At 58.9% G+C, this 12,523-nt stretch carries 14 protein-coding genes and 3 pseudogenes; 11 read left to right on the top strand and 6 right to left on the bottom strand.

Going from position 1 to position 12,523, the window contains the following annotated elements:
- Together DP107_RS17455 and DP107_RS17450 are read left to right on the top strand one after the other, a co-directional pair.
- Positions 1-143: pseudogene (locus DP107_RS17455) on the top strand (IS630 family transposase); the annotation flags it as partial.
- Positions 144-151: 8 nt separating this feature from the next.
- Positions 152-676, top strand: a pseudogene (locus tag DP107_RS17450) (sulfite exporter TauE/SafE family protein); the annotation flags it as partial.
- Positions 677-727: 51 nt separating this feature from the next.
- Here the strand turns inward: DP107_RS17450 and DP107_RS21180 are convergent.
- The 6 genes from DP107_RS21180 to DP107_RS20310 form a co-directional block, all read right to left on the bottom strand.
- A complete protein-coding gene (locus DP107_RS21180) occupies positions 728-856 on the bottom strand; it encodes a hypothetical protein (protein ID WP_272949859.1) in 129 nt (42 codons plus the stop codon).
- Positions 857-1,122: 266 nt separating this feature from the next.
- Entirely contained in the window at positions 1,123-2,163 is a 1,041-nt protein-coding gene (locus tag DP107_RS17445; protein ID WP_144263397.1) for an NAD(P)/FAD-dependent oxidoreductase, read from the bottom strand.
- Positions 2,164-2,523 (bottom strand): thioredoxin, encoded by a 360-nt coding sequence (gene trxA / locus DP107_RS17440; protein WP_144263396.1) that lies wholly within the window; start codon positions 2,521-2,523, stop codon positions 2,164-2,166.
- A gap of 158 nt (positions 2,524-2,681) precedes the next feature.
- Complete coding sequence (locus tag DP107_RS17435) at positions 2,682-3,086, bottom strand: helix-turn-helix domain-containing protein (protein WP_144263395.1); 405 nt, start codon at positions 3,084-3,086, stop codon at positions 2,682-2,684.
- 149 nt (positions 3,087-3,235) lie between these two features.
- A complete protein-coding gene (locus DP107_RS17430; protein WP_144263394.1) occupies positions 3,236-4,273 on the bottom strand; it encodes a sulfite exporter TauE/SafE family protein in 1,038 nt (345 codons plus the stop codon).
- Positions 4,273-4,422, bottom strand: coding sequence for a DUF7512 family protein (locus tag DP107_RS20310; RefSeq protein WP_185977381.1), 150 nt, complete (start codon positions 4,420-4,422; stop codon positions 4,273-4,275). Before DP107_RS20310 ends, DP107_RS17430 begins: the two co-directional genes overlap by 1 nt.
- Positions 4,423-4,688: 266 nt before the next feature.
- Here DP107_RS20310 and DP107_RS17425 point away from each other — a divergent pair, with 266 nt between their 5' ends.
- From DP107_RS17425 to DP107_RS17390, 9 genes and pseudogenes are all read left to right on the top strand, one after another.
- Positions 4,689-5,534, top strand: coding sequence for a universal stress protein (locus DP107_RS17425; RefSeq protein WP_144263393.1), 846 nt, complete (start codon positions 4,689-4,691; stop codon positions 5,532-5,534).
- A 150-nt stretch (positions 5,535-5,684) separates the two neighbouring features.
- A pseudogene (locus DP107_RS17420) lies at positions 5,685-6,936 on the top strand (RNA-guided endonuclease InsQ/TnpB family protein).
- 95 nt (positions 6,937-7,031) lie between these two features.
- Positions 7,032-7,364 (top strand): hypothetical protein, encoded by a 333-nt coding sequence (locus DP107_RS17415; RefSeq protein WP_144263392.1) that lies wholly within the window; start codon positions 7,032-7,034, stop codon positions 7,362-7,364.
- A 20-nt stretch (positions 7,365-7,384) separates the two neighbouring features.
- A complete protein-coding gene (locus tag DP107_RS21715; RefSeq protein WP_449405199.1) occupies positions 7,385-7,612 on the top strand; it encodes a zinc finger domain-containing protein in 228 nt (75 codons plus the stop codon).
- Between the two features lie 246 nt (positions 7,613-7,858).
- The gene (locus DP107_RS17410; RefSeq protein ID WP_144263391.1) at positions 7,859-9,214 is read left to right on the top strand and encodes an RNA-guided endonuclease InsQ/TnpB family protein; all 1,356 of its coding nucleotides are present in this window, start codon (positions 7,859-7,861) and stop codon (positions 9,212-9,214) included.
- A 180-nt stretch (positions 9,215-9,394) separates the two neighbouring features.
- The gene (locus DP107_RS17405; RefSeq protein ID WP_144263390.1) at positions 9,395-9,730 is read left to right on the top strand and encodes a hypothetical protein; all 336 of its coding nucleotides are present in this window, start codon (positions 9,395-9,397) and stop codon (positions 9,728-9,730) included.
- A 730-nt stretch (positions 9,731-10,460) separates the two neighbouring features.
- Positions 10,461-10,805 (top strand): hypothetical protein, encoded by a 345-nt coding sequence (locus DP107_RS17400; protein ID WP_144263389.1) that lies wholly within the window; start codon positions 10,461-10,463, stop codon positions 10,803-10,805.
- A 344-nt stretch (positions 10,806-11,149) separates the two neighbouring features.
- Positions 11,150-11,683, top strand: coding sequence for a hypothetical protein (locus DP107_RS17395; protein WP_144263388.1), 534 nt, complete (start codon positions 11,150-11,152; stop codon positions 11,681-11,683).
- A gap of 277 nt (positions 11,684-11,960) precedes the next feature.
- Positions 11,961-12,446, top strand: a complete 486-nt coding sequence (locus tag DP107_RS17390) for a hypothetical protein (protein ID WP_144263387.1) — start codon at positions 11,961-11,963, stop codon at positions 12,444-12,446.
- Positions 12,447-12,523 lie beyond the last annotated feature (77 nt).

Below are 12,523 nucleotides of genomic sequence, written 5' to 3'. Positions count from 1 at the left end.
AGTTGAATCCTGTCGAGGAGTGCTGGAGACAACTGCAAGCGGCTCTCAGCAACCGCTTTTTCGACTCACTCGACGAGCTAACAACGGCGATCGACACTGCTCTCGAGGAACTGTCTCTTCCCAAAGTGAGTAATTACTTCTAAAGTTTACTATAGCTATCGTGGGCTCGGTGATCGGAGTCGCGTTCCTTGCAGAATTTAGCACAGGTCCGATCGTCCCGTTCCTCATCGGCCTCGTGATCTTTGGCTACGTCGTCTTCCAGATCGTTCAGGACTTCGTCACCGTCGAAGAGACGCACAATCCGGTCGGGCTCAGCGTTGCGGGGTTCCTCGAAGGGTTCCTCCTGGCCGTCGCGAACCTCGGCCCGCTGCTCCCGGCGTACTTCCATACGTTCGAGCGGGACACCGAACGGTACATCGGCGGCCTCTCGATGGTTCTCGGCATCATATTCACGATCCGAATCGTCCAGATGGCTCTGTCCACGGACCTGCTGACGACCTATCGGCTGTGGCTCGGATCGGTGATCGCAGTCGTCACCATCGTCGGCCTCCTGCTCGGAACGTACCTCCGTCGTCTCGAAGTGGACGAGGAGAAGTTCAACTGGTTCGTCGTCACGTTGCTGTTCGTCATCTCACTCAACATCTTCCGGAATACGATTCCGGCCCTCTTCCTGTGATCCGGACGTAGTGTTCGATACCACACGTCAGCGACGTCCAATCGAAAGAGCTCACTGACCGGCGTCCTCCGTCGTGTCGTCGATATCCCTCTCAACGATATCTTTCCGTGCGACCACTTCGATCGCTCCCTCCGAACCGATTGCAGTCCCGTCTTCGACATCCTCAACGCGGAGTACCACGTCTTCCGGACTCGCACAGCCGCAGTTGACGAACTCCCCTCACTCGTCGGCGACAGCGACAGGTTCTGCATGGGCCCCACCGAAGATACCGTAGGTACGTGTGGTCCGTCATATTCTCCCGGAGCCACTCGCTGTCTGCGATTCACCAATCATCGGTGTCGCCTGGATCGGGTTTCAGTGACTGGAACGAAACGAGGATCCCATCTGCCTGTCGCCGACGGTGGCTGGGTCCGTCGTATTGATGTGACGTCGGACAGTCGATTCCATCAATCGTCGGCCTCCGCAGCAACCGATTCAGGGTTTTCAGCCGACGCTGCGGCCACTGATTCGAGCCACTCCTCGGCGTCCAGGGCGGCCATACTACCAATGCCGGCGGCGGTGACCGCCTGCTGGTACTCGCGGTCTATCACGTCCCCCGCCGCAAAGACTCCGTCGGCAGCTGTCGCTGTCGTCGCCCACGCGTTCCCGGCGGTGGAGGTTTGCACGTACCCGTCGTCGTCGAGGGCAACGGGCGTGTCCCGGAGGAAGTCGGTGTTTGGCTCGTGGCCGATGGCGTAGAACACGCCGCCGACATTGACCTCCTCGATGTCGACATCCTCGCCGGCTTCGTACTTCTCGGCAGGGTGGCCATCTGGGTGCGAGACGAGCGTCGCACCCGCCACACCCTCCTCTTGTGACCCGTTGATCGAAACAAGTTCCGTGTTCCAGGCGAACTCGATGTCCCCGTTATCACAGGCACGGTCGGCCATGATCTCGGATGCCCGGAGCTCATCACGGCGGTGGACGACCGTCACGGAGTCGGCAAACTTCGTGAGGAAGAGCGCTTCCTCCATCGCGCTGTCACCGCCACCGATGACAAGGACGTCATCCCCGCGATGGAACGCGCCGTCGCAGGTTGCGCAGGTAGAGAGGCCGTACCCCATCAGCTCGTCTTCGCCATTGGCCCCGACCCAGCGGGCGCTGGCACCGGTCGCGACGATTAGCGCGCGGGTGCGGAGCGTCTCCCCGGTCGAGAGCGACAGATCCAGCGGCTGCCCGTTCAGGTCGGCTGACTCGATGCTGCCGCGCTGGAACTGGGTGCCGAACTGCTCGGCCTGCTCCTTCCCGCGCTGAATCAGCTCCATCCCACCGACACCGTCGGGGAACCCGAGATAGTTCTCGACGTCGGTCGTCAGCGTTAGCTGGCCGCCGGGCTCGTCGCCCTCGAGCACGAGGGGATCGAGGTCAGCCCGTGCCGCATAGACGGCCGCCGAGAGACCGGCGACTCCAGATCCGGCGATGACGAGGTCTCGTATCTCCTCCGTCATTTACTCGGTGTACCTCTCGATCAGAGAGCGCAGTTGCTCTTCGCCCTGCACCCCGACGATCTCTTCGGCCTGCTCGCCGTCGGCGAATAGGATCAGGGTCGGGACGCCCCGAACGCCGTATGCACCGGCGAGTTGCTGGTTAGTGTCGACATCGACCTTGGCGACGGCTGCATCAGTCTCCGCGGCTAGGCGCTCAACGACTGGTTCGAGCATCTGGCAGGGACCACACCAGTCGGCGTAGAAGTCCGTGAGGACGACATCGTGCTCGGCGACGACCTCATCGAGTTGGGACTGACCATTGATATGAAGCGGTTCACTCGTGGTAGTAGTGCCAGCATCGGATGCAGTATCGGTTGCCATCGCCTGTACGTACGCACCGGCGGCAATTAAGAGTTTTGGGTAAGATGTACAATACTATCCAATAGCATTTGCATGCGGCTCCGTAGGTGTCCCCAGACTACCGGAATCCCGACTCACCAGCGGAACGGATGAGACCTGATACGGAAAGAAGAGGAGAGTTAGCTTTCAGCAGCGGGAGCAGAGGTACCAGACTGTTCGTACTTGTTTTCGAACTCCTGGATGAGTTGGCCCATCTTCGCGTACCAGTCGTTGAGCATCCGCTGCATGTCGGCGGCGATATGCGACGGATCCGTCGGCGAGTAGACGTGGTAGTAGCCGCCCTGATCGTAGTTGACCTGCTCTTTCTCGATGAAGCCGGTCTGGAGAAGCCGCTGGACCGCACGGTACGCGGTCGACCGTTCACGATCGACAGCCTCAGCGATTTCGTCGATAGTCAACGGCTCCTCGGCATCGACGAGCGCCCGGAAGCACTCCTTGTCGAGTTCTTTGAGACCGTGGAAGCACTCAAGCAATCCCTCGCACTCCATGTCCCGACGGAGTTGTTCAGACATCGAATCTGGCATTATAATCGCGTTACCGTACGTGCTGGACGATTAAAAGACTTGTGTATGGAATCCACAATCCTGTACGAACCCGTAGTCAAAACGGAGAGAAACAGAAATCTCGGCTATATAGAGGCTTGTGTGCTACAACGGAGATGCGGGAGGGCTCGTCAGTCAGCGGTGATGGAATCAGTGTCGGCAGACGGCTTCCGAAGCTCTTGGATAGAGCTGTAGACGACCGCACTACTGACGAGGAGTGCTGCACCGAGGATGATGACCAGTGCGACGGTGTCAAGAATAGGCATCTCGGTGACACCGCCGATTTTGCGCACGGCGACAGCAATCGCTCCCAGCAGGAGCATCACGCCGAAGTACACCTTGATCTCATCCTCGTCAACGATACTCGTCGCCGCAGCGCCGACCCGGGCTCCGAGGGCGCTGCCCGCGAGGAGCGGCGCGACGATCGCGAGATCGACCGCACCATCGAGTGCGTAGAGGAAACTTCCGATTCCGCCGGAGAAGACGATCTCGAACAGGTCCGTGCCGACTGCGACAGGCACGGGGACACCCACGAGGTAGAACAGGGCGGGCATCCGGATGAAGCCGCCGCCAACACCGAGGAAGCCGGACAGCAGCCCTGTGGCGAACGCGACAGCGAGGATCATCCACAGCGAAACCGTCACGTCGCCACGAAGCGTCATCATTGGCGGAACCTCGTACGACTGGATCTTTTTTGCGATGTCAGGGATATCCTCCGCGTCCAGTTCATCATCAACGTTGACGTCGTGGCTGATGCCACTACCGCCGTCGTCTTTGAGCGCCTGACGTGTAATGAAGAGGCCGATACCACCGAGGAGGCCGACGTACGCTACGCTGACCACGGTATCTGCCAGACCGAGGTCCTGCAATACATGTAGGCCCTGCTTGCCGACTTCGATGCCTGCCGTGGTGCCCGCAATCATCAGCACCCCGAGCTTGTAGTCGACCTGACCGAGGTCGCGGTGTTTCAGCGTCGCGATGACCGAGGTCCCGAACACGAAGGCGAGCCCGGACGCGACGGCTACGTCGGTTTCGTATCCCATCACGAGCAGCGCCGGCGTGACGAGGAACGACCCACCCATTCCGAAAAACCCGAACAGGAGGCCGATGAGCAGGCCGAACCCGGTAAACATCACGAGTAGTGGTGCAGCGATACCGAAAATCTCCATCACTGATCACCTCGAATTGCGGCAGTGAGCTTCGAGCCGAGGAGCTTCTCGAGTGCTCCGTACCCGACGTAGAGCACGATTGCCTCCAGCAGGACGATTCCGATAACGGTCGCTGCCTGTCCCCATCCCAGCGATTCAATACCAATCATTGTACGCCACCTCTCCTATGACACTTAGACTTGTTTGATTCATACTTTTTTGTACAATTCTACGTAGCCGGGCGGGGCACAAAACGGTTTTGGGACCAAAGCACAATACTATATTCGAGTAACCACGATGGGAGTTCCGATAACTTAGAGAGAACATATACGCTAGAATAGCTCCAGCGATCAGCCGGTGCAATTCAGACTACCACCACGAACAGCGCTCATCTGTCGAGCAAAACCATGTTGTCGGCACACGACGAATATCTAGTATGAGGGCCTTGTGCGCGACCGACCTGTCGGCTGCAAGCGAGGTCGCCATAGAGAACGAAACCTGTCTCGAGTGCCTGGGACGTATCAGCGTCGAGATGATCCATCTCGTGACAGTCGTCCCGGCGAACGTTCACTCCGGCATGCCCGGGGTGAATCTCGAGGAACGACGCAAACAGGCGCTTGACCAGTATCGGACGGTGATCAAGTCCGCCGGGTTCGACGTTGAGGCCCACATCGTCCGTGGGACCCCCTATCGACGTATCAACGGTATCGCTGAAACCGTCCACGCCGACCTCGCGGTCGTCGGCTCACGGGGCCAGAGCCCACTCGAGAATCGTATCATCGGCTCAACCGCCCGTAACCTTGCACGGACGACCGTCGTACCGTTACTGGTCAACCGCATCGAGCGAGCGACCGACGACCCCGAGGTTCTCCGAGAGCACCTCTTCCAGCGGATGCTTTTCACGACGGACTTCTCCGAACACGCCGACCGGGCGTTCGACGCCTTCTCGTACCTTCGTCACGCGACCGAGGAAGCCACGCTCGTTTACGTGCGGTCGCCGAAAGACGAGGGTGTCGACGCCGATACCAGCCCAAGAGAACAGCTGACCGAGTACGCGAGTACGCTGGAAACCTGGGACATCGAGACACGAATCGGGGTCCGGCACGGCGATCCTGCTGACGAAATCCTCGCCGTCGAAGCAGGAGAAACCCCGTCGACGATCTTGGTCGGATCGAAGGGGCGAAGCCGTATCCGGCGACTGCTGTTGGGCAGCGTTTCAGAGGAGATTGTGGCTCAGGCGACGGGGAACGTATTCCTCGTTCCGCCGCCTTGGTCGGCTTAGCAGAAAACTCCTATCTTTCTGCGAGGAGAGAATCCCGCCGTTCAGGGGGGAGTGAATCCGACAAGTATCTTACAGTCCACCGACGACACTCAGACTGGATATTCCACGCTAATCCGAATGATTAAGTAATTTTGTTGACATAAACTATGTATGGCGATCGAGGTCACTCGCACCTACGCTGGGTCCATCCAGAACCACCGACAGGTGTGCGATGGCCTCGATTCGCTCGGAGACTCCGGCTCCAAAATCTGGAATGTCGCACGCTGGACAGCCGACCGCATCTGGGAGGAAACAGACGAAATCCCAGACGGAGGAACGCTCAAAGCGTACATGAAAGCCCAGGAGTGCTGGAAAGATCTGAACGCACAATCCAGTCAGAAAGTCATCGAAGAACTTTCCCACGCTTTCCAGTCGTGGTTCGATCTGCGACACAAGGACGACAAGTCGAATCCGCCCGGCTACCGCAAACATGGCGATACTCGACCGAAGAGTACGGTCACGTTCAAAGCAGATGGCTTCAAACACGATTCCGAGAACAACCGTGTTCGGCTCTCAAAAGGCAAGAACCTGAAAGACCACCGTTCAGACTTCTTGCTCTGCGAGTACCAGACCCGCCCCGATGTTGACCTCTCGGAAGTCAACAGCGTGCAGACCGTTCGCGCCGTCTGGAACGGCGACGAGTGGGAACTCCACTTCGTCTGCAAAGTCGAAGTCGAAACACTCGATTCCGCAGGCGACGGTGTGGCAGGCATCGACCTCGGCATCACGAACATCGCCACAGTGGCCTTCCCCGACGAATACGTCCTGTATCCTGGCAACTCGCTCAAAGAAGACAAGCACTACTTCACCCGTACAGAGTACGACACCGAGGGTGAGAACGGCCCGTCGGAGCAGTCAATGTGGGCGCGTCGGAAACTCGCTGCCCGCGAGACGCACTTCTACCACACCCTGACGGACACGATCATCACAGAGCGTGTCGAACGTGGTGTTGGGACGCTCGCGGTGAGTTGGCCTGAAGACGTGCGCGAATCCGACTGGGGCAAAGACCGGCAACAAGAAGTTGCACTCGTGGGCGTTCGACCGCATCTATCAGTACCTCCAGTACAAAGGCGAGATTCGAGGAGTTGAGGTGCTGAAAAAGAACGAGTGGGACACCTCGAAAACGTGTTCACGGTGTGGCGACGACACGAAATCGAACCGTGTCGAACGTGATTTGTACGTCTGCTCGTCGTGTGGAATGGTGGCCAACGCGGATTGTAATGGGGCGGAAAATATGCGCCAGGAGATAACTCCGAGTCCTCACGGTGAGGATAGGAGTAACGGCTGTGTGGCACAGCCATCGACATACTTGTTCGACCGCGAGAGCGGGACGTTTCACACGAGAGAACAGGTCGTGTCGTAGACCAGCAAATATCCCACCTGCGGGACGGGAAGCCCCGCCCTTTATAACGGGGAGGATGTCACCTCGGATACGACAAAGATCCTCTCTGCGCGAAGATGGCCGTTCTCAACTTCGTTCTCAACGATATGACCGGGTACGTCCTCCTCGGTGACGTCTTGAAACTCGATGCCCGACGGGTATGGTTCATCAGCACCGCCCAGCTCGTCCGAGGCGACTATCCCGTACGAGAACTCGATTCCGGCGAGCGTGACCGCGTCCTCGCCCGATTCTTCGGTGTATCCCTCGTCGATGACGACACCGACGCCGGCGCCGCACAAGAGGAACCGGACACCGAATCTGAGCTGGACGTCGACCCGGAACCAACACCCGAAGAGCCAGCACCTGCACCGAACCTCGACGTCGCGCTCGACGCGAGTGAGTCCTCCTAGGCTGATTTCGACGAGTTCCCATGACCATCTCGTGCAATCGCGACGGTTGTGACCGAACGTGGCCCCGCGACCCCGTCCTCGAAGTGGAGTGCCCGTCGTGTGGCGCTTCCATCGGTACGAAATGCAAGCGCCCGTCGGGCCACGGCGGAAATTTCGTTCATCCGCACGGAAAGCGTGACCGCCTCGCTGTCGACGAAGGCCACTACAGAGAATGCAGGAGAGAGCCCACGACTTCTGTCGTGGGGTGAATCCGCCAGTTCAGAACCCGTTCAACGTCGCTTGCCCGCGGGATGTCTCACGTTACAGTTCTCCTTCCTCCACCCGCTTCATCCCCTACACCAGCAGACCTTTCCACCTCAATCCGTACCTGTCCTTCAACTTCTTCATCTTCTCGAACTGCTCGTCGTCGTCCACTTGGATGTGAATATTGTTCGTCATACTTCAATAGAAATAGCATAGATATTCATATCTATAGGTTCCAGGTGCGTACAGCGATGAAGCGCACCAACACGTTCGCCGTGCGACCGCTCTCACAAGCTGGAGAGCGCGTACTGCGGGATCTGTTGGATGCGTCAGCTGCACTCTGGAACGAGGTCAACTACGAGCGCCTTATGCGGTACAACGACGAAGACGGCCTCGAAGACGAGGGTGTCTGGGACGCCGACACCGGCTCACTCGAAGGCCAATACAAACCGGTCCTCGGTGCGTCCACCGCCCAGCAAGTGATCCAGAAGCACTCCAACGCGTGGACTGCGTTCTTCAGAAACAAACAGCAGTACCACGACCAATCAGACGACTCCGTCACGGAACACCCCAGTCCGCCCGGGTTTCGTGGCAACAAAGACGACGGCCGTGTTCTGAAAGGAGTCATTCGAAAGGACGCATACAGTGTCGAGTGGGGCATGCGTTCCCGACTCGAGATGATCGTCGGAGAAGAACTACGAGACAGACACAACAGTCTGAAAAGCCGCCTCCGGTTGGAAATCGTGGGCGAACCGAACTGGCCCGATTATGAGGACCAAGGTCGATTGGAACTGTGGTACGACGAAACTGATGGCACATTCAGAGCTTCGCAGCCCGTGACCATTCCTGACGACACACGGGCAACTCCACTGGCTGATGAAACAGCCGCTCTGGACATCGGTGCCAACAACCTTGTCGCCTGTACCACCACAACCGGTGAGCAGTTCCTGTACGACGGCTCACAGCCGTTTGAGCAGTTCCGCGAGGCAGCCAACCGAATCGCAGAACTCCAGTCAAAACTCGACGACCAGCGGCGAACAAGCAAGCGGATCGACCGATTGTATGACCAGATGTACGGGCGGCGTGATCACGCTCAAGACGCACTCGTTCGCGACCTCGTCGAACGGCTGTACGTTGACGGCGTATCCACAGTGTATGTCGGCGACATTCGAGACGTCCTCTCGACCCACTGGAAGGCCGAAGTGAACGCGAAGACGCACAACTTCTGGGCGTACCGACGGTTCATCCACCGGCTGGAGTGTGTCTGCGAGGAGTACGGCATCGACCTGCTTGAGGAATCTGAGGCGTGGACGACACAGGAGTGTCCAGGGTGCGGTGAACGTGAAGAGACGGAGCGGAACGGTGACTTGTTCCGCTGCGTCTGTGGGTACGAGGGACACGCCGATCTCAAAGCGAGTCAGGTGTTCCTCGAACGTGAGACTGGGACGGAAGTGGGGCTGATGGCTCAGCCCGTGCGCCTCAAGTGGGACGACCATCACTGGTCGGAGATACCACACTCTCTCGAGAGGGCAAGTCCCAACGAGGAGCGCACAAACCGAAGTACCCACCGCACGGTGGGGAATCTTGCCTCCGTGGAATCGGCATAGCCCGACATCCCAACGGAGGAATTCCACGACTTCAGTTGTGGGAGGAAGTCAACGAACAGGTCTCGATCGGAGCATTTTGAATCGTTCTTCCGGCGTTCAGCGTCCTACGTTACAGTACGGACGCGAGCGTAGCGTAGGACCAGTTTTGTCGCCCCCCGTGCCGGTGAGGGACGTACAAACATGACCTATGAAGTCGCAGAAGACGCGCCCGAACGCACCCGTAGTGAGGTCGAGCAGCTCCACGAACTCGCGGTCAACACGTTTGGCTACGCCACCGACCACGTCCTCTTCACCGCTCACGGCGACGGGACGATCTCCGGTCGAATCGCCCTCCCTACCGGTCGTCCGTACGATGACACGGACGACGATCGGGAGCGCATAACACTCCACGACCGAATCGCCCGTCGCTTTCAGAACAACAACGACACCGATCCCGACCCACCCGCCGTCTGCGCACCCATCACCCCAGACGCACCGAGCGCGAATATCCCGGACGAAGCGCAAGCCAGTGCATGACCGGTGACTCTACAGAGAAGCAAGGCGAGTGCCTCGGGGTCAAGCCCCGAGGGTGAAGCCGACATGAAGGTTTATTAGTAAACAAATCACACGTAGAATCACAGTCAGAGAACCCAAAAGACGGATTAAGGACCTTAATCCAACGCTGGCTGCGGCAGCTTGAGTTTGGAAATGCGACATCCCTCAAAACCTTACCACAGCAAGTGAGACGGGTGTTGTCGGGCGGGGTGGAGCCGCCGACCCTCACGGACACACCGAGTGTTCAGGTGTTAATTCCAGCCAACCTTCACAGGAAGGTCGAGGGGAATTAAATTCGCCTGTTTGGGTGCGGTGTAGACCCAAAACGGTGAAGCCTCGGGGCTTGCCCCCGAGGTACTTCACGGAGGCGCTGCTCCGACGCTATCTTAGAGAACTCGGTGTCTCATCCGGGGGTGACCTCGCCAAAGTCAGTATCCCGACGCATCTGCAGTATCGCGACCCATTTGCGTTCGACCGAGCTCGCCGAGTACGGAGCGCCCAGACGACTCTTGAGAGCCAGCGCCAACGCTTCTGTCAGGTCCTCTCTGACCACTGTGCTGAGAAAACTCGTCTCCGTGAGGAAGTCAAGGTCGAAGATGACGATGACACCGACGACGTCGAGACAGACGAATCATGCCCCTCGCAAGAACTGTAGTCACCACATTTGATGTAATTCGGTCTCAGTTAATAGCAGACCACTCCTACTGCACCTGTGAATATCACCGCGAAATATCCGACCCTCAGCCTCGAATCAGAGTTCGAGGCGGGCTCCTTCACCATGATTACTATCATGGATGGTCCGGGAGTGAACGGCCTCGAGCGATACTTCCTCGGGTATTACAACAAGGACATTCGCGACGACGATGGCTCCTTCCTCGCCCGGCCCGTCGGGCATCACGAACTCCCCCGCCCGATGACGATCCCTGAGATCGAAGAGTGGGCGCTTGACTATCTCAGCGTCCCCGAAGAGGCCCTCTCCGAATGTGAGGCTCGACAACTCCGAGCGAAACGAGCACGAGAAGCAGACCAGTCCGACGACGAACGCGAACTGGAATAGAAGCGGAACCCCCCTCCATCATGACCTCCCGAGATTCGTCCTCGCAACCGAACGCAGCCACTCCCAACAGCACTCGACGAGCAACCCGTCGGGCTGCTCTCGGTAGTATTGGGACACTCGGCTTCGCCAGCCTCGCCGGCTGTCTTGGGGCTCTCGGCGTAGAACCCGTTAATAGTGAGGAGCCGCCCGATGGAACTGAATCCGGGGGTGGTGGTCGAGAGACTCCATTTCGAACGCCGACCACGACGGGCCAACCCAACACCAGGAACGGAACGCCCGAATCAACACCCGGGCCTGCCCCCGACGTGGACGGGTCAGGTGGACTGCCGAACGGTCCTGGTGTGATGCCTGGCGATCTCACTCCTTCGATATCCAAGTATCCCCTACAGTTCAACCCGCTCGAGCGCGTCTACGTCGGGCCGATCACCTCGCCCCCAACGAACGACTGGAATCCGCATTACGAAGACCCTGAGCCTGGGAAGCGACTCGCCGATGTTGCCGTCCACAATTCGACCATCGAGGACTGGGTCGTGAGCCCGCCCCGCACGGAACACCGGATAGACGGTCTCGAGCTCACCGTCGACGGCGATGGGAGGTTCACGGCGGCGGGCGGCCTCCACTACCGAGACAAATGCGGCTACTTCGGAGTGAACCATCTCTTCGTTAGGGGACCGCTCGCGGCGATCTCCCTCGCGTACAGCCACGACCCTGCCTGTTCCGAGAGCGAGATTCGCGACGGTGCGGGCTTCTGGTACGGGCCAATTTCGGTGACGGGATGCCTCGACGGAGACTTCGATACGCTTCGCATCACCTTCCTCAACGGGAACACGAATCTCCAGGATACCGCTTCGAACAACACGTTGGAATTCGAGGTCTAGTGGCCGGCCACCCTCCACGATCACTCAACTCGCGCTATGACTCACTGGTCGACCGCCATCGACACCCACCCTGGGTGGAGGAATTCTCGCGAGTACTGAGTTCGTTACAACTCGAAAGAGGGGTGGGTAGCACCAACCCAAGTCGGGTACGCCCGCCGCCCGCTCATTTGTTTCCCCCGACGCGGTGCGGGAGTCGCCTGCCTCCTCAACTCAACCAGTCCGCACGACGCGAGGGACCCCGCCAGGCGAATCTCCGTTCCTGGAGGACCCACGATCTATGAGTGCCGAAACGGACACCAGCGCCAGCTCGATGAACCGCCACCATCCCCTCAGTGTGCATCACCAATCTGTTTTCGTCACAAGCGATCGGGACGACGAAGCCCAGACTACCCAGAGGAACACCGAGACGGAGACCGTCGACGAGGCTGGGTTGCTTGCCCTCGACGACGAACCCTTCGAGACCACGCTCTTTCACCACGGAGTCGACATCGATACCCGGGAGCGACCCTCACGATTCGAGACCGGCGGCTCAGATGAGTTCGTCGACGACCGTCCACTCTCTGCAATCCGCGTGCAGAACGGTGAGAAACCGGATCCCGAGGATGCACCTGGCCTCCAGGGAACGCTGTTTGCGGATACCGCCGTCGATCAGCGAACTCTCGGTGGGGACCAAGCCACCGCCCGCTTTATGTTCGAGGCCGACCAGCGCCGCCAACAGATCGGCTCTCGCGAACAGGACGGGTCTCGCGCACACTCTCAGTGAACCCCCCTTTTGCTACAATCTCGTCACTGGTGCTCGCGCTCGTTTATATCAATGGACGATCTATGAAGCGTAAGGAA

Origin of the sequence: Haloglomus irregulare, from assembly GCF_007421925.1 — an archaeon.
GTDB lineage: Archaea > Halobacteriota > Halobacteria > Halobacteriales > Haloarculaceae > Haloglomus > Haloglomus irregulare.
The sequence above is the reverse complement of the archived record's forward strand: the minus strand, read 5'-3'. Positions and strand labels throughout refer to the sequence as shown.

Excerpts from the sequence above, each read along its gene's own strand:
- DP107_RS17425 (WP_144263393.1), top strand. The coding sequence starts at position 4,689 with ATGAGGGCCTTGTGCGCGACCGACCTGTCGGCTGCAAGCGAGGTCGCC.
- DP107_RS17390 (WP_144263387.1), top strand. The coding sequence starts at position 11,961 with ATGAGTGCCGAAACGGACACCAGCGCCAGCTCGATGAACCGCCACCAT.
- DP107_RS17410 (WP_144263391.1), top strand. The coding sequence starts at position 7,859 with ATGAAGCGCACCAACACGTTCGCCGTGCGACCGCTCTCACAAGCTGGA.
- trxA (WP_144263396.1), bottom strand. The coding sequence starts at position 2,523 with ATGGCAACCGATACTGCATCCGATGCTGGCACTACTACCACGAGTGAA.
- DP107_RS17415 (WP_144263392.1), top strand. The coding sequence starts at position 7,032 with ATGGCCGTTCTCAACTTCGTTCTCAACGATATGACCGGGTACGTCCTC.
- DP107_RS21715 (WP_449405199.1), top strand. The coding sequence starts at position 7,385 with ATGACCATCTCGTGCAATCGCGACGGTTGTGACCGAACGTGGCCCCGC.
- DP107_RS17395 (WP_144263388.1), top strand. The coding sequence starts at position 11,150 with ATGCCTGGCGATCTCACTCCTTCGATATCCAAGTATCCCCTACAGTTC.
- DP107_RS17430 (WP_144263394.1), bottom strand. The coding sequence starts at position 4,273 with ATGGAGATTTTCGGTATCGCTGCACCACTACTCGTGATGTTTACCGGG.
- DP107_RS20310 (WP_185977381.1), bottom strand. The coding sequence starts at position 4,422 with ATGATTGGTATTGAATCGCTGGGATGGGGACAGGCAGCGACCGTTATC.
- DP107_RS17405 (WP_144263390.1), top strand. The coding sequence starts at position 9,395 with ATGACCTATGAAGTCGCAGAAGACGCGCCCGAACGCACCCGTAGTGAG.
- DP107_RS17445 (WP_144263397.1), bottom strand. The coding sequence starts at position 2,163 with ATGACGGAGGAGATACGAGACCTCGTCATCGCCGGATCTGGAGTCGCC.
- DP107_RS17435 (WP_144263395.1), bottom strand. The coding sequence starts at position 3,086 with ATGCCAGATTCGATGTCTGAACAACTCCGTCGGGACATGGAGTGCGAG.